General features: G+C 44.9%; 17 protein-coding genes. 9 read left to right on the top strand and 8 right to left on the bottom strand.

The window, feature by feature from the left end; translation table 11 throughout:
• Positions 1-10: 10 nt before the first annotated feature.
• Positions 11-1109, bottom strand: a protein-coding gene (prfB, locus tag BK026_RS00855; protein ID WP_143142065.1) for a peptide chain release factor 2 whose coding sequence is annotated in 2 segments (ribosomal slippage) — positions 11-1033 and positions 1035-1109 — 1098 coding nt in all. Because the reading frame shifts where the segments join, the coding sequence is not laid out codon by codon here.
• 336 nt (positions 1110-1445) lie between these two features.
• Between prfB and BK026_RS00850 the strand changes: the two genes are divergently transcribed.
• Positions 1446-1664, top strand: coding sequence for a hypothetical protein (locus BK026_RS00850; RefSeq protein WP_071814100.1), 219 nt, complete (start codon positions 1446-1448; stop codon positions 1662-1664).
• Between the two features lie 121 nt (positions 1665-1785).
• On the opposite strand, the gene BK026_RS00845 is transcribed toward BK026_RS00850, so the two are convergent.
• Positions 1786-2871 (bottom strand): alkene reductase, encoded by a 1086-nt coding sequence (locus BK026_RS00845; RefSeq protein WP_071814099.1) that lies wholly within the window; start codon positions 2869-2871, stop codon positions 1786-1788.
• Between the two features lie 289 nt (positions 2872-3160).
• Here BK026_RS00845 and BK026_RS00840 point away from each other — a divergent pair, with 289 nt between their 5' ends.
• The gene (locus BK026_RS00840; RefSeq protein WP_256253551.1) at positions 3161-4219 is read left to right on the top strand and encodes a flavin reductase family protein; all 1059 of its coding nucleotides are present in this window, start codon (positions 3161-3163) and stop codon (positions 4217-4219) included.
• 98 nt (positions 4220-4317) lie between these two features.
• The gene (locus BK026_RS00835; RefSeq protein WP_071817414.1) at positions 4318-5379 is read left to right on the top strand and encodes an acyl-CoA desaturase; all 1062 of its coding nucleotides are present in this window, start codon (positions 4318-4320) and stop codon (positions 5377-5379) included.
• Here BK026_RS00835 and BK026_RS00830 read toward each other — a convergent pair.
• Positions 5357-5794: a DUF2177 family protein gene (locus BK026_RS00830; RefSeq protein ID WP_071814097.1), complete on the bottom strand. Its 438-nt coding sequence runs from the start codon at positions 5792-5794 to the stop codon at positions 5357-5359. The genes BK026_RS00835 and BK026_RS00830 overlap by 23 nt on opposite strands.
• Positions 5795-5997: 203 nt before the next feature.
• Between BK026_RS00830 and BK026_RS00825 the strand changes: the two genes are divergently transcribed.
• On the top strand, positions 5998-6459 hold the full coding sequence (locus BK026_RS00825; protein ID WP_256253550.1) for a hypothetical protein: 462 nt from the start codon (positions 5998-6000) through the stop codon (positions 6457-6459).
• A gap of 69 nt (positions 6460-6528) precedes the next feature.
• Here the strand turns inward: BK026_RS00825 and BK026_RS00820 are convergent, their stop codons facing one another.
• Positions 6529-6987: a hypothetical protein gene (locus BK026_RS00820; protein WP_071814096.1), complete on the bottom strand. Its 459-nt coding sequence runs from the start codon at positions 6985-6987 to the stop codon at positions 6529-6531.
• 248 nt (positions 6988-7235) lie between these two features.
• Between BK026_RS00820 and BK026_RS00815 the strand changes: the two genes are divergently transcribed.
• A complete protein-coding gene (locus BK026_RS00815; RefSeq protein ID WP_071814095.1) occupies positions 7236-8087 on the top strand; it encodes a DUF417 family protein in 852 nt (283 codons plus the stop codon).
• A 99-nt stretch (positions 8088-8186) separates the two neighbouring features.
• On the opposite strand, the gene BK026_RS00810 is transcribed toward BK026_RS00815, so the two are convergent.
• The gene (locus BK026_RS00810; protein ID WP_071814094.1) at positions 8187-9401 is read right to left on the bottom strand and encodes an endonuclease/exonuclease/phosphatase family protein; all 1215 of its coding nucleotides are present in this window, start codon (positions 9399-9401) and stop codon (positions 8187-8189) included.
• 410 nt (positions 9402-9811) lie between these two features.
• Between BK026_RS00810 and BK026_RS00805 the strand changes: the two genes are divergently transcribed.
• From BK026_RS00805 to BK026_RS00790, 4 genes are all read left to right on the top strand, one after another.
• Entirely contained in the window at positions 9812-10888 is a 1077-nt protein-coding gene (locus tag BK026_RS00805; RefSeq protein WP_071814093.1) for a PLP-dependent cysteine synthase family protein, read from the top strand.
• A gap of 26 nt (positions 10889-10914) precedes the next feature.
• On the top strand, positions 10915-12171 hold the full coding sequence (locus BK026_RS00800; protein ID WP_071814092.1) for a DUF2891 domain-containing protein: 1257 nt from the start codon (positions 10915-10917) through the stop codon (positions 12169-12171).
• Between the two features lie 644 nt (positions 12172-12815).
• A complete protein-coding gene (locus tag BK026_RS00795) occupies positions 12816-15455 on the top strand; it encodes an ExeM/NucH family extracellular endonuclease (RefSeq protein WP_177247864.1) in 2640 nt (879 codons plus the stop codon).
• A 10-nt stretch (positions 15456-15465) separates the two neighbouring features.
• On the top strand, positions 15466-15987 hold the full coding sequence (locus BK026_RS00790; protein WP_071814090.1) for a cohesin domain-containing protein: 522 nt from the start codon (positions 15466-15468) through the stop codon (positions 15985-15987).
• 83 nt (positions 15988-16070) lie between these two features.
• Here BK026_RS00790 and BK026_RS00785 read toward each other — a convergent pair whose 3' ends face one another.
• The 3 genes from BK026_RS00785 to prfC form a co-directional block, all read right to left on the bottom strand.
• The gene (locus tag BK026_RS00785) at positions 16071-16640 is read right to left on the bottom strand and encodes an NADPH-dependent FMN reductase (protein ID WP_071814089.1); all 570 of its coding nucleotides are present in this window, start codon (positions 16638-16640) and stop codon (positions 16071-16073) included.
• 288 nt (positions 16641-16928) lie between these two features.
• Positions 16929-18659 carry an arginine--tRNA ligase gene (argS, locus tag BK026_RS00780; protein WP_071814088.1) on the bottom strand — a complete coding sequence of 577 codons (1731 nt, stop codon included), beginning with the start codon at positions 18657-18659 and terminating at the stop codon, positions 16929-16931.
• A gap of 33 nt (positions 18660-18692) precedes the next feature.
• Complete coding sequence (gene prfC, locus BK026_RS00775) at positions 18693-20282, bottom strand: peptide chain release factor 3 (protein WP_014948726.1); 1590 nt, start codon at positions 20280-20282, stop codon at positions 18693-18695.
• Positions 20283-20518: the final 236 nt, after the last annotated feature.

Below are 20518 nucleotides of genomic sequence, written 5' to 3'. Positions count from 1 at the left end.
GTTGTTCGGTTTACAGCCCAGATTTCAGGCTGGCTTCAATAAATTTGTCCAAGTCGCCATCTAGCACGGCTTGAGTGTTGCGTGTTTCCACGCCGGTGCGCAAATCTTTAATGCGAGAGTCGTCCAAAACGTAAGAGCGTATTTGGCTTCCCCAGCCGATATCAGACTTGCTGTCTTCCATCGCTTGTTTTTCGGCGTTTTGTTTTTGCAGTTCAAACTCATAAAGTTTGGCTTTTAACTGCTTCATCGCCTGATCTTTGTTTTTGTGCTGCGAGCGGTCGTTCTGACACTGCACCACAATGCCCGTAGGTTCATGGGTAATACGTACCGCTGAATCTGTTCTGTTTACGTGCTGACCACCCGCGCCCGATGCGCGATAGGTGTCTATACGTAGATCAGACGGGTTAATTTCAATATCGATGTCGTCATCAATTTCAGGGTATACAAACGCAGATGAAAACGACGTATGACGGCGGTTGCCCGAGTCAAACGGCGATTTACGTACTAAGCGGTGTACGCCTGTTTCTGTGCGTAGCCAGCCAAATGCATATTCGCCCTGAATACGCAAAGTTGCACTTTTAATCCCGGCTACATCACCGTCTGATACCTCAATAAGTTCCGTTTTAAAACCATGCGCTTCGCCCCAACGCAAATACATGCGCAGCAGCATATTGGCCCAATCTTGCGCTTCTGTACCACCAGAGCCTGACTGAATATCAATATAGCAGTCGTTTTCGTCGTTAGGGCCAGAAAACATGCGACGAAACTCAAGCACTTCTAGTTGCTCAATTAAGCCATCAAGTTCACTTTGGGCCTCAACGAAGGTATCTTCATCTTCGGCTTCAACGGCCAATTCAACGAGACCTTCAACGTCTTCAGTTCCCTGATCGAGCTTGTGGATCGTCTCTACGATTTGCTCCAGGGCCACTTTTTCTTTGCCAAGGGCCTGCGCTCTGTCTGGCTCGTTCCAAACGTCAGGACTTTCTAACTCTCGGCTAACTTCTTCTAAACGCTCTGACTTTGCATCAAAGTCAAAGATACCCCCTAAGCGCTTCAGTGCGCTCGCGGATATCTTTTATCGCATTCATAACGGGGTTTATTTCAAACATAGTCCGCTTATTTCGTTAAAAATTTAAGACCGCGGATAGTACCGAATTTGAAGGAATTTTGATAGGGGTTGGCGCAAATATTGCGAAGCTCAATTCACTTGGCACAACGTGTGCTTTTCAACCAGTAAAGACGAAGTAAACATTTTTGCAGTTCAACTGCTTACCCTAAGCATTGGTTATGGCATTAAAGGCCATAAGAATAAACTTATGCACGGTTGCATGCGTGCGGTGCCAATACCTATTGCACTATTCTAACGCAATCATGCTTTCCATAAGTGTGCACTAGGACACGGTAGAAACCTTGTAAACGTCAAAGGGAAAATCTAAAGGAAAAGTATGTCGTTTAATAATTTGTCTTATGCTGTTATCGGTGTATTGCTTGGCTTGCTAGTGCTTGCATTGGGGCAACTGTTTGACTGTCAAAATTTAGCCGGCGCAACCATGGCGCTGCAATGCCCCGACGGAGCACCTATTTCAAAACTATGGCTAGCAACCTCAATGCTTATTGCGGGAAGTGGTATCGCTACTTGGCTATATAGAAACCGTCACTTCTAAGCGCGCTTAAAAACGCATTAACAGTTAATGTTAACCAACATCATGTCAGCGAAAACGCATTAGAGGGGCGATGCCCCTTTAATGCTCAACGCGGTCTTATTACATCAAATCAACTATAAAACTATTTAATAAACGGGTAATCCGTATAGCCTTTCTCAGCACCGCCAAATAACGTATCGGGGTTGTGCTCATTCAGCGGTACATTGTTCGCTAACCTATAGGGTAAATCTGGGTTTGCCACAAAAGGCCGACCAAAACCAATCATATCTGCCCACCCTTCTGTCAGCGCTTTTTCCGCACGCGCTGTATCGTACTTTCCGGCGTAAATGAGCAAGCCGCTAAAGGCTTCACGAATCGCCTGCTTAAATGATATTGGCATTTGCGGCGCATCATCCCAGTCGGCTTCAGCAATATGCATATAGCCAATCTTGAAACTATTAAGCATGGAAGCAATCGCAAGATAAGTCTCTTCGGGATTGTCGTCGACGGTCCCGTTTAATGTTGTCAGGGGCGCTACACGCACACCGACTTTATCAGTGCCAATTTCCTCAGACACAGCCTGCACCACTTCTTTCAAGAATCGAATACGGTTCTGTACACTTCCGCCGTATTCATCAGTTCTTGCATTACTTTGAGAATCAATAAACTGGTTAAGCAGGTAACCATTAGCCGAATGCAATTCAATACCATCAAATCCAGCATCTACGGCATTACGCGCCGCAGCGCGATACTCTTCTACCACGGCTTTTATATCTTCAATGTTCATTTCGCGAGGCATGACTGATTCAACAAAGCCAGGGTCGCCGCCTTCATCAACGAACACCTTTACGCCTTTTGCTTGAATTGCCGATGCGCTAATTGGCTGCTGCCCTTCGGTATTTGAAGGATGGGATACGCGGCCCACGTGCCAAAGTTGCGCAAACATCACACCACCCGCTTCATGCACTTTATCTGTTACCAACTTCCAGCCATCGATTTGCGCCTTGGTATAAATACCCGGTGTCCACGCATATCCTTTACCTAGTGCCGATATTTGCGTGCCTTCACTAACAATAAGCCCTGCACTTGCGCGCTGTGCGTAATATTTAGCCATTAATGCGTTGGGCACATCTCCTGGCTGTGTTGAGCGGGAACGGGTCATTGGCGGCATAACAATTCGATTATTCAGCGTTTTCCCAGCCAACGATATGGGTTCGAATAGTTTCATAATACGGTCCTTTAAACTTTAATCTTGCAATTTACACGTTTCGATAACGGTAAATATAAGGCCCTAAAGCTGGGTTAGAACCCGTACTTTTAACAAAGCACTTTTGCATTTTTCACAAAAGTAGCGTTGCATTTCGACGACGTTAACCCAAATTTCCCGCCTCCCCTCTTGACGCAGAAAAAATTAAGCTTACACTTGTTCGCTGATTTAGCGTACAAGTGTAAGCTAAAACATTTTCATCCTTTTTGTATTTAAGATATTCCGACGAAATACAGGTGTGATTTCTACATTGAAACTATTACTCGATAAATTAACTGATCGCATACTCCACCATGGCTCTTGGAAGGGCTACTGGGAGGTATTGATGCAGCAAATTAAACCCGCGTGGCGCGATGGGTATTTCAGAGCCAAGGTTGTGGCAGTAAAAAAACTAAGCGCAGATATGTTGGAGGTTTTACTCAGACCGGAGAGCTCTTGGCCTACGCATATTGCAGGGCAACATATCGCATTAACCGTAGAAATAAATGGTAGGCTCACCACCCGCGTATTTACCATAGCAAGTGGTGCTAATAGCCACCAAAGAGACAAGCAGATTCGCTTGGTCACAAAGGTAAAAGCCCGAGGCGCGCTAACCCCTTACCTACATACCTGTGTGGCTAATCAATGGGTAAATATTTCAGCCCCCATGGGAGAGTTTGTATGGCCTGAAACGCAAAAGCCCCTACTTATGATAGCGGGCGGCTCAGGCATTACTCCTTTCATTGCCATGCTTGACGATGCTATTAACAGTAAGCAGATAAATCAAAAAGCGGTGCATTTGCTTCATTTTGCCAAGCCCAATGAACACGTATTGCTTAACGAGCTATCTGCCTTCAGTAAACGCTGTGAAAGCTTCACCTATGATGTTTTAACTAAGCAAACAGATGGAGACGTAGAAGCCCATTTGTCTTACTTTGCTGATGCGCACTGGTTAGTATGTGGTCCACATGCCATGTTCGAGCAAGTTGAAAGCTATGCAAAAACGATTAATGCGCCTATTTCGAGCGAGCACTTCGCTGCGCTTCCTGTGGTGAGCAACACCAGCCTTACCAAAAACGAAACCTTCTCTTTGGTTCACAATGGCCAATCTTTGGCTATCGACAATCAGCAAACCCTGCTTTCACAGCTTCAACAAGCAAAACAACCCGTGACCTACGGATGTGGAATGGGGATTTGTCACCAGTGCCAATGTGTTAAGAAAAGGGGCGTGGTAAGAGATACCCGTACTGGCGAACTTTCAGATAGCGCAGAGCAACTTATTCAACTGTGTGTATCACAAGCCGTTACCGATGTGGAGATCCAACTATGAACACCAGTGTTGCAATAGACAAACAACACCGTGAAGAAGCCATCGAACAAGCGCACTTACCGAAGTGTGAAACTCATAATACTCAACTAATTGAGGCTATGAGCACAGAAAAGAAACCTAACTACGAGCTACTTGCCGCCCAGCTTGATGAAATTAAAGCTGACATTAAACGAAAAGTGGGTGCTGAAGATGCGGCGTATATTCGACGTATTATTCTCATTCAGCGAATTTGCGAGTGGAGCGGACGGATACTTTTAATGTTGGGGTTCATTCAACCGCTGCTCTGGGTTGCCGGTGTATTGAGTTTAGCTACGGCTAAAATACTCGATAATATGGAAATAGGCCACAACGTGATGCACGGCCAGTACGATTGGATGAACGACAAACATATCAATTCGAAGGGTTATGAGTGGGATATTGCCTGTGATGGTGCGAGTTGGAATCGTGTTCATAATTACGAGCATCACACCTATACCAACATTATCGGCAAAGACAGAGACTTCGGCTACGGATTGCTTCGCCTGTCTAACGATTTTAGATGGCGTATAAAAAACCTATGGCAATTTGCAACTTATATCGTACTTAGCGTGATGTTTCAGTGGGGAGTGTCGTATCACGAAATGGCCGCTGAACGGGTCTTTTTTGGAAAAAAGAAGGCCAACCGTAAGAACCAAGTTACCCATAGCGAGCTTAAGAAGCGCTTTTTCAGCAAAGGGGCGCGTCAATTAGTAAAAGACTATGTACTATTTCCTTTGTTAGCTGGGCCGTTATTTTTATGGGTACTTTCAGGTAACCTTGTTGCCAACTTGCTGCGCAATTTATGGACATCTACCATTATCTTTTGCGGCCATTTCACTGGTGATGTGGAAACGTTTAAAGAAGAAGACTGTGTTAATGAAACCCAAGGGCAATGGTACTACCGACAAGCGCTGGGCTCTTCGAACATTAAGGGCGGAAACCTGTTTCACGTGCTTACCGGGCATTTAAGCTTTCAAATTGAGCATCACCTGTTCCCAGATATCCCTGCTAAGCGCTACAGAGAAATGGCCCCAAAGGTAGAAGCCGTATTCAAAGAACACGGCATGCACTACAACACTGGCGGCTTTTTAAAACAGTACGGTAGCGTGTTAAAGCGCATTATTCGCTACTCTTTCCCTTAACCAGTTGAAACCCTAACCAGCCGGCCATGGCGCTAGCGCTGGTTAGGCACGTACCCCACGCCCAATCAATCAACATGATAAACAAAGTAAAACCTTCAATAATGCTGTACGCCGTTAAGTTGTAGGCGCCATAACTGGCCAACCCTAGAAGCGCGCCATCGATCCCAGCATAAAGTAACGACTTCTCTCTGTTCGCTACCACGGCAAGTACAAACACTACGCATCCATACATTAAATAAAACACTACCCAAGGCCACGTAATAAATTGACTTCTAAGCAGAGGAGCCATTTCACTTTGATACCAGCCATCCGCAATAACGCCAAGCCACAAGAAGTCGAGCACACCAAAACACACAAAGATTGCAATTAACGACACGACGATGTTTTTCGCAAAGCGAATGATGTTGGAAAGCATGAAACCTATCCCTGTAAATAAGCAAATTGCTGATATAAGTGATTTAAAATATGAATACGCAAGTGTTGCACAATTAGCGCATCGGTAAAACGGTAAACATTTTTACGGCGCATTATTACTTTACGTAAAACTTACACTGGCAACTGCAACTTAAAAGACCTTTGAGTCTCAAAATGACGTGGTTCATATAAGCGTAAAATAAAATGAAAAAAACACTTTTAATAATTACAACTTCTTTAATTGTCAGTGCGTGTGCTCATAGGCCGCCACCTTTAGACATGGATGAGATATTCTTTGAAACACAGATCAAGCAAGATGGTACTAAGCTCTTCGCGTTTAGCATTCCTCTAATGAAACCGCGAGAAGGCGCTAGAGGTGGCGGCGGCAGAGGCGGCCGCGGTCAAGGCGGTGATGGTGGTGGTCGTGGCGGCCGTGGAGGGCAAGAAAGCCGAGGAGGCTCATCACAAAAATCTTCTGATAGCAGTGATAGAATGACTGAGCAACTCTACACATTGCTTGATGAAAAATTGAATGAGACAGATTATTGCCAAACAGGCTATATCGAGATAGATACACACCAAAACGAAGATAGGCTTCACCTATTAGGTGAATGCAATGAAACGGCGAGCGCAGTGGACAGACTCGACTTCCCGAACGTTAATTAACCCGCTTTGTTGTATAGCGCATTGCCGATGGCGTGCGCTTCATTCAACATTCGTTTGCTAAGCAACCTCTTAGTCAACACACAAGGTATGCTCCACAACGCCGTTAGACACATAGGCTCTACAGCCGAATAAGTCCGTACTTTCTAAACACACGCCGCGCGCCTTTTCTCCCGCTTCCATATTATTGCTTTCCGTAACACAAGCCACGTCGCACTCGCTGCTGTCGTTACACGCATTACCGGCATCGTTTGCTGGTAGCACACAAGCGTACGCCTGCTGTCGGCCTACTTTCTTCCAGTTACCACCGTGTTTATCGCACACTTTTTCAGACTCAATGGAATAGGCCTGCTGTACCAAAGGCAAAGAGGTATCAACAACTTGCTCTAGTTTTTTAACGTTTTCAGCGCTCGCGATTTGCTCATCAATAGGTTTTAGAGGCTGAGCACCACAAGCAGACAAGGCTGCACACATGCCAACTATTGACCAGTTCTTAAAACGCTTCTGTGCTCTACTGCTTGCTTGTTTCATATTTATCTCTCTGCTATTGATACTTTTCACACGCGACTACTTGAAGGCTGCAGTGTTTGAAGCCCTCGCTATTTTTGACCTAAGTTACTTAAGACAACGGCTATTAGATAAGTTCTCATTGTGTCGGTAACCCTTCGCGTGAGGGTCTCACCTAACTGTGAACATTTTTAAAATCTTTGAAATTTTATTTATGCCATGGCGGGTCTCTACATACACTTCGCAGAACCAGCAGTAGTTACGGACACTTTATGACATTAAACCAAACCGACAACATGGTTACAGCATTGCTCACTTTTAGCTTTGCAGTTCTTGGCCAAACGTTTTTACTGGGTGCAAACCCCAGTGCGTTAATCACTACATTTGACTTTTACTCGTTGGGCGCTTTGCTGAGCGAGAGTAAACTTGGTGCCTTTGTTGGTATCGCGTTTCTGTTACTGCCGTTACTGACCATTGCAGCGCGCTTTAACCTTGTTTCATCAAAAATAGTAACACTATATGCCATTTTTGTTACGGCCATTCCATTACTTACATTGTTATCACCAACGCGATGGATGGCCGATTTAGGCGGCTTCCCGATTATTGGCAGTGGTCAAGGCATCATCAAGTACTTTGCAGTATTACCGCTTTTTCTGTTCTTGTTTTATCGCGACAAACTTTCGCACAAACAGCTGACTTACCTTAACTTTGCTCCTGTAGCCATGGTCTTACTATGGATAGGAGGCATGAAGTTTTTTGAGTTTGAAGCTAATGCAATTGTAGGGCTGGTTGAAACATCGCCGTTTATGTCGTGGCTATATGCTGTGTTCAGTGTACAGGGAGCGTCGAATGTTATTGGAGGTTTTGATGTCTTTTTTGCGCTTGTTTTGGGCGTAGGTATTTACACTAAGAACAAGCCAATGATCATTACGAGTGGAATGGCTTGTTTATCCGTATTTCTGATGACTCAAACGTTTTTATTTACTGTGCCTGATACCTTTAACAGTGCCACCATCGTTAACCGATTAGGGCAGTTTGTTATTAAAGACCTTTGGTTTATCGCTAATTTAGCGGTAGTTGCCTACTTCACAATATTTAATTCGGTGTCAGATCAAAACCGATAATCCCAGTTAGACTAAATTTGGCTACATAAGGCCGCGTGAAGCGGCCACTCCAAGTGACATAAAACAACAAGTAAATACTGGGCAATCGTTTAATGGTCTTTATTTATCTTGTTCTAGCGACAAGCTTACCCAGACTAGCCTATGATCTGAGCTGGCGGCACGGTCTTTAACTAATCGATACAGGTCACTTGTCTTAGCAGGCCAAAAAACGCCTGCATCATGTACATCGACCCCATATCGAGAGGGCAAAACATAGTCTGCTCTGGCGCCCCAATAAGCGGTAAAACGCTTGCTAAACGCAGCGCCGGATGCACCCGAGCCACCTGCGCTTGTTGGAATTGTGTCGTTATTGACAAGCGGGTGTTCAGTAAGCTGTTCTATTACACCTTCTCTGTGTTTGTCTCCGATATCGGCAGCATTAAAATCGCCTACAAGCACAAAGCGCGTATTGTTTGATAGGCTAACTTTCTCACCCGTGTCATCATAGATATATTCGCCTTTGTCAGGAGAAAGGTAATCCGCCATCAGCCTTATTTCATCATAATTGCGCTTACCGTTCCTGTCTTCGTTTCCATCAAAATTCGGTGGCGTTGGGTGCATGGCTAACACATGTACTATCTTATCACCCACTTTGATTGGTACGTCCCAGTGAGACTTCGAGCTTAACCTCAATGCCTCCCATTCATTTACATCGTACCAAGGGGTGCCATTGTCCACACTGCCACTTTCATCAGGAATAATAGGTACTTGGGGATGAGGCATATGGTGCCATTTGAATTTCTGAAAGGTACGGATACTATCCACATCAATAGGATATTTTGAAAGTAGCGCCATGCCGTATTGTCCTGGATATAATCCAAACCCATAGGCATCGCCACCAAAACCTTCTGCTTTACCGTTGTTGTCTAAGTCGAAGGTGGTCGGTTCGCCGGTGTTTACTGGCGCTACGTACGTGTAAGGGTAGTCAACCGGTTCAAGCCCTTGTTGCGAAATATTGAGGTAGTTTTCTATAAAAGCCTCTACCCCTTTGCGTTTATCTGCAATGTAATCAAACTCATTGAGCAATAAAATATCAGGGTTAACACGCTGAATAATTTCAGCAATATTTTTAACTTGAGGGTGCTCGCCCGTAGACAAAACATGCTGAAGTACTTTTTCGCTCGGCTTCATGCCCAACGCTTTATAGTTAGTGGCTTCCATACTGACGTTAAATGTAGCAACTTTTAGCATTTGCCCTTCTTTCGAATAAGCCAACGTGGAAACGCATATCGCGGATAAAATAGCTGAGGCAAAGAAAAGCGCCCTAATTTTCATGTGGTTACCTTTTAATGAAGTCTTGTGCTAACGATACCAATATAGATGAGGATCCTGAACTTTTTTGTACTGAACAATAGCTAGGGTCTGTTTAGCGTTAGGTGCAATGAACCTTACCAAAAGTTACCTTCCTTTCGGCTATCTTTTTGCCCTTGTCGTTACAACCTTGGATTAGTTTTAATCTCTCAAACTCCAGCGCCATCACCATACTGAAAAATAACCGCACAATTTAATCAGTTAACGAAACTATATTGCACAAAAATAGCCATATAGTGGAATAATAGAATCTATTACTCATATCGTACTGATATTCTTTTTCCGGTGTTTAGAGAAGACAGCCCCCCTGAACTTTAACTGCAGCGCGCATTTTTAAGTAATTGCCCAAAATTTAATTAAAAGAGAGTAGTGTTATGAAAAGCTGGGTTTCAAAAGCGATCAATACCATTAATGCAGATTATCAGCGCTCTGCAGACACCCACCTGATAAAGCTTGAGCAAATAGCATTTCAAGGTATCGACATCTATCTAAAAGATGAAAGCACTCACCCCACGGGCAGCTTGAAACACCGCTTGGCTCGCTCCCTTTTTCTGTATGCCCTGTGTAATGGAAAAATTATAGAAGGAACGACTGTGGTAGAGGCATCATCAGGCAGTACGGCCGTGTCTGAAGCTTACTTTGCAAAAATGATTGGTGTGCCGTTTGTTGCTGTCATGCCTAAGTCTACCGCCCAGAGTAAAATAGCGCTTATTGAACGCTACGGTGGACAGTGTCATTTCGTTGACTGCCCTACTCAAATGCACAGCGAAGCCACTAAGGTAGCGAAAGAAATTAACGGCTACTTTATGGATCAGTTCCTTTACGCTGAGCGCGCTACAGACTGGCGTGGAAATAACAATATTGCTGAGAGTATCTTTGAGCAAATGAAAGCCGAGCCCCACCCTGTTCCACACACCGTGGTTATGAGTGCAGGTACTGGCGGAACATCAGCAACCATAGGTCGCTACATACGATACAAAGGCCTCAATTCAAAACTCGTTGTAGTAGACCCAGAATTCAGCGTGTTTTTTGATAGCTTCAAGAATAAGGATTGTACACTTACCGCTACCCGTGGAAGCCGCATAGAGGGGATTGGACGCCCAAAAGTTGAAGCCTCTTTTCAGCACGACGTTATAGATGACATGATTGCCGTTCCCGATGCCGCCAGTATTGCAACCATGCATTGGTTAAACAACACCATGGGAATTAAAGCCGGCCCTTCTACTGGCACAAACTTATGGGGTGCACTAAGTATTGCTGAACAAATGAAGCAACGAGGCGAAGCGGGTTCAATAGTTACCCTTATGTGCGACAGCGGAGAAAGGTATGGCGATACCTATTACAACGCTCAGTGGGTACTAGACAATATTGGTTGTACGAAAGTGTTTACTTACAAACTAGAGGGTATCGAAAGCTTAATTAAAACTAAGGCAGCTGGGTTTACACTTTAATCTGCTACTTAAAGTGCTGGCACGCTATATGTCGCGCAACACTTTATTCAAATCACGGTTCACTATACATTGGCGATAGATTTGTAATTGAAAAAGCTCACAAAGCTATGATGAAAAAAAAGATGAAAATAAAGAACTTTATTCGCAGCAGTATTGCGTTAACTGCGATAATCGCTACCCACAACGCCTTCGCCACTAGTACATCGACAGCTGAAGCCGTTAGCACCAGCAGTACTGATGCAATTGCAAGTTCCTCAATAGGTACTTCTAACAACAATTACGAAAGTGTTTTTTCCAATCTTGCACTTCACTGCATTCATCAAGAGTTTCCGAATGTAGTAAAACACATGATGAATAGCGCCGACGACGTTAAAGCACCTAATAAACTGTACCCTGCATTTTACGGTTGTTTAGATTGGCATTCATCGGTTCATGGCCATTGGCTTTTAGTAAGAATGCTAAATACTGCGCAAGACGCGGTGAATAGAGATGAGATCATTGAAAAGCTAAATATCAGCTTTACGACTGAGAACATTCAAGGTGAATTGGCAAGCCTTAACCGAGAAAATAATGCGTCGTTTGAGCGCCCCTATGGTCTTGCCTGGTTCTTGCAGTTAACTGCTGAACTACGTCAATCGTCTATTCCAGAAGCAAAGATATGGCTAGACACCTTGCTTCCGCTTGAGCAAGAAATTATCTCAAGAGTAAGCGCGTGGTTACCTAAATTGGCTTACCCTATTCGAACGGGTGAACACAGCCAAACCGCCTTTGCTTTTGGCCTAATGCTAGACTGGGCGAAAACGTCAGGCAATAAGGAATTTGAAGCACAGCTAACGGCTAGGGTGAAAGACTACTATCTGGCTGACAAAGCGTGCCCACTAGCCTACGAGCCTTCAGGGCAGGATTTCCTATCACCTTGTTTGGCCGAAGCGGACCTAATGCGCCGTGTAATGCCTAAAAAAGCCTATAGCCAATGGCTCTCAGCATTCTTTCCGAACTTAAATGCAAGTACATCTAATTGGCTCATACCTGCAACGGTGACAGACAAAACAGACGGAAAACTCGCCCACCTGGACGGGCTGAACATCAGCCGAGCGTGGATGATAGAAGGTATAATGCAAGCCTTGCCTGACAATGACAAACGTTTGCCCGTATTGGAAAAAGCCCTAACTGCACATCGTAAAGCTGGGCTCAACGCTGTATTTGGTGACATGCACTATATGGGAAGTCACTGGTTGGGAAGTTTCGCAAGCTATTTAGAAACAAAACGCGGTATCTTATAGCAATCTGAATATGTGGGGGGAGCGCCGCAATCAACGGGCGTTCTGCCTCCCGCGTACCTGTTGCGACCACAGCGTAGTAAGGTTAACTGCACGGCAAGTTTTGCTGTACTGCTAAAAGACACGACGATGCTTTTTGTACTCTAAAGATGTTTACTGCCTTTTGCATTTACTGAAAATGTTGGAAGTATTATCTGCCTCTCCAAAAGCATCTTTCATTTTGACATTGACGCTATGTATTACAGGTTTTTCTCAGCAAAAACTGATGCTGATCTTACATTGTCATAACGCTCACCGTTACATCGCAAGCCAATTTTCGTTACTTTTCCTCGTTTAGCTCTTTTCATAAATTCTGTTCCGCTTTCATAGGAAGCGCTTCGGCCACTGATTTACTTTCATAGTTACCGCTCATTAATGCTTCGTAACGTGGCATATCACGTCAATTCAGGCCCATAAACAAACGTCATACATTTGTCATAAGCAGTCATATATTTGACACATCAAACCTGTACTTTTGGTCAGTACGTGTACAAAACGCTAAAAGCCTCTCACACATAGCAAAAGTATAGAGGCGTGTCGGGCACTGCCGCATACACACAAATAACTCAGTGCAGACATGAAATAAAACTAACAATCTAGGAATGTTCATGAAATTGAAACTAATCGCAGGCGCGCTATTTGCTCTATCTGCAACGAGTGCCCACGCAGACGTTATTATAACAGGAATTCTTGATGGTACATTTTCGGGCGGTAATCCGAAGGCTATCGAGCTCTATGTTTCTGGTAAAGAAACGTTCGGCGAATATAAAGTGCAGCGTTCTGCCAATAGCGGAAGCTTTACCACTAATATTTCATTGTCAGGTGAATACGAAAATGAGTTCGTTTACCTGGTAAACAGCAGCAGTGTTGAAGATTTTAGGACCGTATTTGGTACATCTGGAGACTACGCTAATGTCATCGCAAATGGCAGTTTTTCCGGCAACGGTAATGATGCTTTTCGCATTGTAAGAATTGCAGATGATGTCGTTATTGACCAGGTAGATTTTGCTGAGGATGGACAAAATACCTATCAAGATAGCTTCTTGTATCGGTTAAACAATACCGGTCCTGACGGTGGTTTCGTTGCGTCAAATTGGTCAGCAATTAATAACAACGCATTAGACGGTGCATCAGCTGAAGAAATGCGAGCAGCGGTTCCCTTCGGTAGTTTTGTCACTGAGGATTCACCCACAGACCCAACTGACCCTACTGATCCAACAGACCCCATCGATCCCCCAGTGGAAGAAATAACGCCCATTCACGATATACAGGGTGAGGGCAATAGCAGCGTATTAAACGGTTTTGAGGTTGTCACAACTGGCGTAGTCGTAGGCGATTTTCAAGGTGCGACAGGCTCCACTACACTTCACCCAGAACAGCTTTCAGGCTTCTTTATTCAAACAACAGACGCTAACGCAGATGCCAACCCGTTAACATCGCAAGGTCTATTTGTATACTGCGCCAATAGCTGTGGTGAAGCAAACGTAGAGGTAGGTGATGTTGTAACCGTATCGGGTACGGTAGATGAACGATTCGGCATGACCTCTATAATTAACCCCAAAACCACCATAAACGGAACAGTTGAAACATTGCCACCTCCGGCGACAATCGACCTTCCTGTTTCGTCACTTGACGATTATGAACAAGTCGAGGGTATGCTAGTAACGTTCACTGATACCCTAACGGTAGCGGAATACTTTCAACTCTCCCGGTTCGGTGAAGTTGTCTTATACGAAGGAGAGCGTCCTTACCAATACACTCACACAAATACACCGAGCGTGACAGGCGCAGAAGCATACAATCAAAGCCTCGCGTTGCGACGTATTATTCTTGATGACGACGCCAATGGCAGCAATCAAGCCTTATTTGAAGATCTTAATGTATTTTTCCCTACCCCTGGACTAAGTACCGGTAACTTTTTCCGCGGCGGCGATACTATTAATGGTCTAACGGGCGTACTCGACTACAGCTTTAGTAACTGGCGTGTTCGCCCTGTTACACAAGCTTATAATTATTCCTTTGAACCTAGTAACCCGAGGTTGGTAGAGCCAAATGAGGTGGGCGGCACGCTGCGCATAGTAAACACCAATGTGCTTAACTACTTTACTACCATTGACAATGGCGCCAGTGTTTGTGGCCCGAATGAAAACAGCGGTTGCAGAGGTGCAAATTCAGCACTAGAGCTGGAACGGCAAACTGCAAAGACAGTAAGTGCGCTATGCGCCATGAACGGTGACATCGTCGGTCTCATTGAAATTGAAAATGATGCTGATAACAACGCAATCAATACCCTTGCCTCAGAACTGACCCGCACGTGCAAAAAACAGTATAACGTTCTTAACACGGCGCCCATTGGCACAGATGCCATCAAAGTTGGACTGCTATATCAAGATACAGTATTACCTATTGGTAATACTTACATTATTGACGACAGCGTAAACCCTGCGTATCAGGACCAACGCAACCGCCCCACACTGGTTCAAGAGTTTCAGGAGGTTTCCAGTGGTGAAAGCGTTATCGTTGCTGTTCACCATCTCAAATCAAAAGGCTCTAGCTGCAGCAGTACCGGTGACAATGATTTAGGTGACGGTCAAGCTAACTGTAATCTAACCCGTACTGGCGCAGTCAATGTCATCACGGACTTTATTTTGAACAACGTGCTGCCTAATGCTCAAACTAACAGAGTTTTGGCTATTGGTGATATGAATGCGTACAAAATGGAAGACCCCATCATGGCATTTAAAGACGCTGGATATATTGACCTTATTGAGGCGTTTAACGGTGACAACGCTTACAGCTATGTATTCGACGGTCAACGGGGCTATTTAGACCATGCGCTAGGTCTAAATATGGAAACTGTGGTTACTGGCGTAACTGAGTGGCATGTGAATGCTGACGAAATTAACCTGTTCGATTACAACGACGACATTCGCGACCAAGGTGAAGCAAGCTTCGAAGAAGAGCCTGATAATACCAACCTTTATAGCGCGGACGCTTATCGCTACTCAGATCACGATCCGGTTGTAATAGGTCTCGATTTATCTGCAGGCATACAGGAACCCGTTCGGGGTGACTGGGATGCAGATGGCGATGTGGATATCAACGATTACCGTGGGTTACTACGTGCAATTCAGCGCGGTGAAACCGTAGACATTGCTTTTGATATTAACGACGACGGACGTATTACTACATCTGATGCAAGAGCATTAACCCGCTTGTGTACTCGCACTCGTTGCGCAGCTAATTAAGGAATAAAAAATGAAATCTCTATTATTAACTTTGGCTATTATTTTTTCTTGCACCACATCAGCAGGAATTATTGAACTAAGCACAGATAGCGTTGATGTTTCAAAGGGCGATAACGTTACTATCGACATCAATATTCTAGATGCGGTGGAATTTGACTTCCTTACTTTTAATTTCGCGTTTGACAATACGCTTCTCGCTTTTGTAGATAACACAAACTCTGTCGATGGTTTTTTCGCTGATGACTTCGATGCGCCATTATCAGGCGCGTTGTACCTGAGCCTAGATGGCTTTTTTGACGGCATTACGTATAGCGGAAGCTTTCTGTTAGCATCGCTTAACTTCTTAGCTCAAGATGATGGCACCGCGAACTTCAGTGCTGTTTTTAGCAATATAGACAGCTTTGAATTAGAAGGCGTTAGCGTAGGTACACCTGAAATAAAAACAGCATCGGTCAGCGCGCCTAGTACAGCAATACTCGCTGGATTAATGCTAGCTGGTTTATTCTACTATCGTAAACCTGCGAAACGTTAACCCCTGCGGAATTGATAAATACGAGCCCCAAGCGCAAGCATAAGGGGCTCGCATATCTCTATAATTCCAGTAAGAATGAAGCTTTAATCACGTATTTTAGCCGCAAGTTCTGCCGTTTCTTTACCCAAGTTTTTAAGCTGCTTGATAGTCTTTTCATCTGTAATAACGCCGTTTTCCATAAGCGTGTTTACCTTCGCGATTGCTTTTTGATTTGGCAGTACCATGGTACCTAGGTTTTCAAGCAACATTCTGAGTACCACTAGCACGCGCATGCCACCTAGCCCACCAGCCGACGCAGCCATAATACCAGCTACTTTACCCCGATATGCCTGTAATGGCTTTTCGCCTTCGCCCATACGCGATGCCCAGTCAATAGCATTTTTTAGTAATGCAGGATAACTTGAGTTGTATTCTGGTGAAGCAATGAGAAAACCATCATGATTCATTAGTAATTCTTTGAACGCCTGCGCTTTTTCAGGCATGCCAAACTCGGCTTCCTCATCTTCGTTAAACAACGGCATTTGATAGTCGGCTAGGTCTATAACGGTAACCTCGGCGCCAGCCTCGCGTGCGCCGTCAGCGGCAACCTCCATAATCGCTTGGTTGAATGAACCTTTACGGGTACTACCTGCAAAAGCAAGGATCTTAGTCATTTGAGTTTCCTGTCGTTAATTAAAATAGTTTTTACTTGTTTAGTTTATAAGGTGCTATTGCTCTATCGGTGCAAATTGAAATGTAATACCGCTATACCTGCGGTAACACGCCGCGATTACAAACATTTCAAATCGCGCTGAGTACGCTATTATCTGTGCCCACTGGTATAAGGATCACGATTTGCGCAGTCGAGCGCTGTATAGTTGACGCTTGTGTTTCGCATAAAAAAAAGGCTGACAATCAATGTCAGCCTTTTCAATATCAATGCCTATGTTGTACCGCGAACACTACATTTTTTCTAGTGTTTCGATACCAAGTAGGGTTAATCCTTGCTCTAACGTTTTGGCAACCAGAGCTGACAACGCCAGACGACTATCGCGTACCGCTGGCTCAATACCGTCTTTTAGCATTGGGCAGGCTTCGTAGAATGACATAAATGCCGAAGCCACATCGTAGAGGTACGTACACAGTACATGAGGCGTGGCCTCACGAGATACTGTACCAATCACTTCTTCAAACTGCATAAGCAACACGGCAAGCGCATGCTCTTGTTTCTCAACAATATTGATATCTACCGGCATGTTGGCCATATCCACACCCGCTTTTCTGAACAAGCTTTTCACTCGGGTGTAGGCGTATTGAAGATAAGGCGCTGTGTTACCTTCAAAACTTAGCATGGAGTCCCAATTGAACATGTAGTCCGTTGTGCGGTTTTTAGAAAGGTCAGCGTATTTCACAGCGCCAATACCCACCTTGTGAGCGACTTCTTTAAGCTCGTCTTCACTTAAATCGTTGTCGCGCTCTGCAATAAGTTTACCCGCACGCTCAACGGCTTCATCAAGCAACTCGACCAGTTTAACCGTACCGCCAGTACGGGTTTTAAATGGCTTACCGTCACTGCCTAGCATCATTCCAAATGGGCAATGCTCGTAAGTTTGCTCTTCTTTCATAAAGCCTGCTTTACGGCCCACAATTTCAGTTTGCTTGAAGTGCAGTGCCTGACGCGCGTCAGTAAGAATCAGCGTACGATCAGCGTTTAGTTTGTCGCTGCGATAGCGCATTGCCGCGAGGTCAGTCGTTGCGTACAGGTATCCACCACCGGATTTTTGAACAATGTAAACCGCTGGGTTCCCTTCTTTATCAGCAAGCTCAGGTATAAATACTACCTGTGCACCTTGGTCTTCTACTGCAAGACCTTTCGCTTTAAGGTCGCTGATTACGTTGGCTAAATCGTCGTTGTAAGCCGACTCACCCATAATATCTTTACGAGTCAGGCTTACGTTTAGCTTGTCGTAAACCTCTTCAGAGTGAGCAATAGACACGTCAATGAACTTTTCCCACAGCGCCAAACACTGAGCGTCGCCACCCTGCAGTTTAACTACGTATTCACGGGCGCGGTCGGCAAAACCTTCTTCTTCGTCAAAGCGTACTTTGGCTTCGCGGTAAAAGTCTTCAAGATCAGAGAGCGCCGTTTCAGCTACTTCGTCTTGAAGCTTGTCTGAAAGGTGGGCAAGTAGCATGCCGAACTGTGTGCCCCAGTCGCCCATGTGGTTTTGACGAATAACGTTGTGGCCTAAGAACTCAAGCACTTTAACCACGGCATCGCCGATGATAGTAGTACGCAGGTGGCCCACGTGCATTTCTTTGGCCAGGTTAGGCGATGAGTAATCAACAACAATGTTCTGCTCTTTTGACTTAGCAATACCTAAACGTGGGTCGGTTAGCGACAGCTCACACTGATTAGACAGCCATCCGTCATTTAAATGAACGTTGATAAAACCAGGGCCCGCCACTTCTAGCTTGCTGGCAATATCGTCGAGCTTTACAGTCTCAACAATTTTCTCTGCAATATCGCGCGGCTTTTGCTTAAGCTGCTTGGCTAGCGCCATCGCGCCGTTAAACTGATACTCACCAAATTCAGGTCGAGCGCTGCGCGAAACTGGCACCGGTGCATTTTCTACCCCCATTTCTTTAAGAGCTTCAGTGAAACGGTTAACTAATAGTGCATGTATATTCATAATATATTGTGTCTTTGTTTAATCTTTATTAGCTTAATTTTCGCGCGTGTTCTTGAACTGAATATCAGGATAGCGCTCTTGCGCTAGCTGTAAATTCACCATAGTAGGTGCGATGTACGTCAAGTTATCGCCGCCATCTAGTGCAAGGTTTTGCTCACCTTTACGACGGAATTCATCAAGCTTCTTCTCATTGTCAGAGTAAACCCAGCGGGCAGTGCTCACGTTAATATGCTCATAAAGCGCGTCTACGTTGTATTCGGCTTTCAAGCGAGCGACTACCACGTCAAACTGAAGCACACCTACTGCGCCCACAATCAAATCGTTGTTGGCAAGGGGTCTAAACACCTGTACTGCCCCTTCCTCAGAAAGCTGAATAAGCCCTTTAAGCAGCTGCTTTTGCTTCAGCGGATCTTTCAAGCGGATGCGTTTAAATAGCTCAGGGGCAAAGTTTGGAATACCAGTAAAGCGGTAGTTATCGCCTGACGTGAAAGTATCGCCGATTCGAATGGTACCGTGGTTGTGCAGGCCAATGATATCGCCGGCATAGGCTTCTTCTAGCAGTGAACGATCACCAGCCAAGAAGGTTAATGCATCCGAAATACGCACATCTTTACCTAAACGACTGTTGCGCATTTTCATGCCTTTTTCGTACTTGCCCGACACAATACGACAAAACGCGATGCGGTCACGGTGTTTCGGGTCCATGTTGGCCTGAATTTTAAATACGAAGCCACTGAACTTACCATCGGTACTTTCGATAGTCCCTTCTTCGGTTTCGCGGCCAAGTGGCGCAGGTGCCCACTCAACCAAACCGTCAAGCATATGATCAACACCAAAGTTACCTAATGCTGTACCGAAAAATACTGGCGTTAGCTGGCCTTCCAAGAAAAGCTCTTGTTCGAATTCGTTAGATGCACCGCGTACAAGCTCTAGCTCGTCGCGCAAGGTTTCAGCAAGATCACTTCCTACTGCAGTATCTAACTCAGGATTATCTAACCCTTTGATGATTCGCACGTCTTGGATAGTGTGGCCTTGACCACTTTGGTACAAAATCGTTTCATCGCGGTGAAGGTGATATACACCTTTAAAACTCTTACCGCAGCCAATTGGCCAAGTAATTGGCGCGCACAGGATATCAAGCTCGGTCTCTACTTCATCGAGTAGTTCCATAGGGTCGCGAATATCGCGGTCAAGCTTGTTCATGAACGTTACAATTGGCGTATCGCGCAAGCGTGTGACTTCCATAAGTTTGCGGGTTCGGTCTTCTACACCTTTCGCTGCGTCGATAACCATAAGACATGAGTCAACCGCCGTCAGTGTACGATAGGTATCTTCAGAGAAGTCTTCGTGTCCTGGGGTATCCAGCAGGTTTACTAAGTGATCGCTATATGGAAACTGCATGACCGAGGTGGTTACCGAGATACCACGCTCTTTTTCCATTTCCATCCAGTCAGACTTAGCATGCTGACCTGATTTTTTACCCTTTACGGTACCGGCAGTTTGCAGGGCACGTCCGAATAACAATACTTTTTCAGTAATCGTGGTTTTACCCGCATCCGGGTGCGATATGATTGCGAACGTGCGTCGCTTTTTAATCTCTTCTAGAAGCTTCTTATCTGACATCAATACTTATCTTCGTTATCTATTATCCCTGTAAACCAATTACTTACAGGCGCGTTTTATAACGGATAAGCAATGCTTCTCCGCGCAAAATCAGTAATGCGGTAAAACGCTTGATACGGCTTGGTAAATAATTGCGCGGATTTTAGCATTTTACGCTCAGTAACAGTAGAGCGAATCACTTATTTATCTAATCCTTATTAAAGCCAAGACTCTTCATACCAATTCGCATGGATAAC

The sequence above is a fragment of the Alteromonas sp. V450 genome, from assembly GCF_001885075.1.
Classification (GTDB): domain Bacteria; phylum Pseudomonadota; class Gammaproteobacteria; order Enterobacterales; family Alteromonadaceae; genus Alteromonas.
This window is presented reverse-complemented; position numbering and strand designations above follow the sequence as displayed.

Excerpts from the sequence above, each read along its gene's own strand:
- BK026_RS00805 (WP_071814093.1), top strand. The coding sequence starts at position 9,812 with ATGAAAAGCTGGGTTTCAAAAGCGATCAATACCATTAATGCAGATTAT.
- BK026_RS00835 (WP_071817414.1), top strand. The coding sequence starts at position 4,318 with ATGAGCACAGAAAAGAAACCTAACTACGAGCTACTTGCCGCCCAGCTT.
- BK026_RS00850 (WP_071814100.1), top strand. The coding sequence starts at position 1,446 with ATGTCGTTTAATAATTTGTCTTATGCTGTTATCGGTGTATTGCTTGGC.
- BK026_RS00795 (WP_177247864.1), top strand. The coding sequence starts at position 12,816 with ATGAAATTGAAACTAATCGCAGGCGCGCTATTTGCTCTATCTGCAACG.
- prfC (WP_014948726.1), bottom strand. The coding sequence starts at position 20,282 with ATGTCAGATAAGAAGCTTCTAGAAGAGATTAAAAAGCGACGCACGTTC.
- argS (WP_071814088.1), bottom strand. The coding sequence starts at position 18,659 with ATGAATATACATGCACTATTAGTTAACCGTTTCACTGAAGCTCTTAAA.
- BK026_RS00820 (WP_071814096.1), bottom strand. The coding sequence starts at position 6,987 with ATGAAACAAGCAAGCAGTAGAGCACAGAAGCGTTTTAAGAACTGGTCA.
- BK026_RS00810 (WP_071814094.1), bottom strand. The coding sequence starts at position 9,401 with ATGAAAATTAGGGCGCTTTTCTTTGCCTCAGCTATTTTATCCGCGATA.
- BK026_RS00830 (WP_071814097.1), bottom strand. The coding sequence starts at position 5,794 with ATGCTTTCCAACATCATTCGCTTTGCGAAAAACATCGTCGTGTCGTTA.
- BK026_RS00825 (WP_256253550.1), top strand. The coding sequence starts at position 5,998 with ATGAAAAAAACACTTTTAATAATTACAACTTCTTTAATTGTCAGTGCG.
- BK026_RS00785 (WP_071814089.1), bottom strand. The coding sequence starts at position 16,640 with ATGACTAAGATCCTTGCTTTTGCAGGTAGTACCCGTAAAGGTTCATTC.
- BK026_RS00845 (WP_071814099.1), bottom strand. The coding sequence starts at position 2,871 with ATGAAACTATTCGAACCCATATCGTTGGCTGGGAAAACGCTGAATAAT.
- BK026_RS00790 (WP_071814090.1), top strand. The coding sequence starts at position 15,466 with ATGAAATCTCTATTATTAACTTTGGCTATTATTTTTTCTTGCACCACA.
- BK026_RS00815 (WP_071814095.1), top strand. The coding sequence starts at position 7,236 with ATGACATTAAACCAAACCGACAACATGGTTACAGCATTGCTCACTTTT.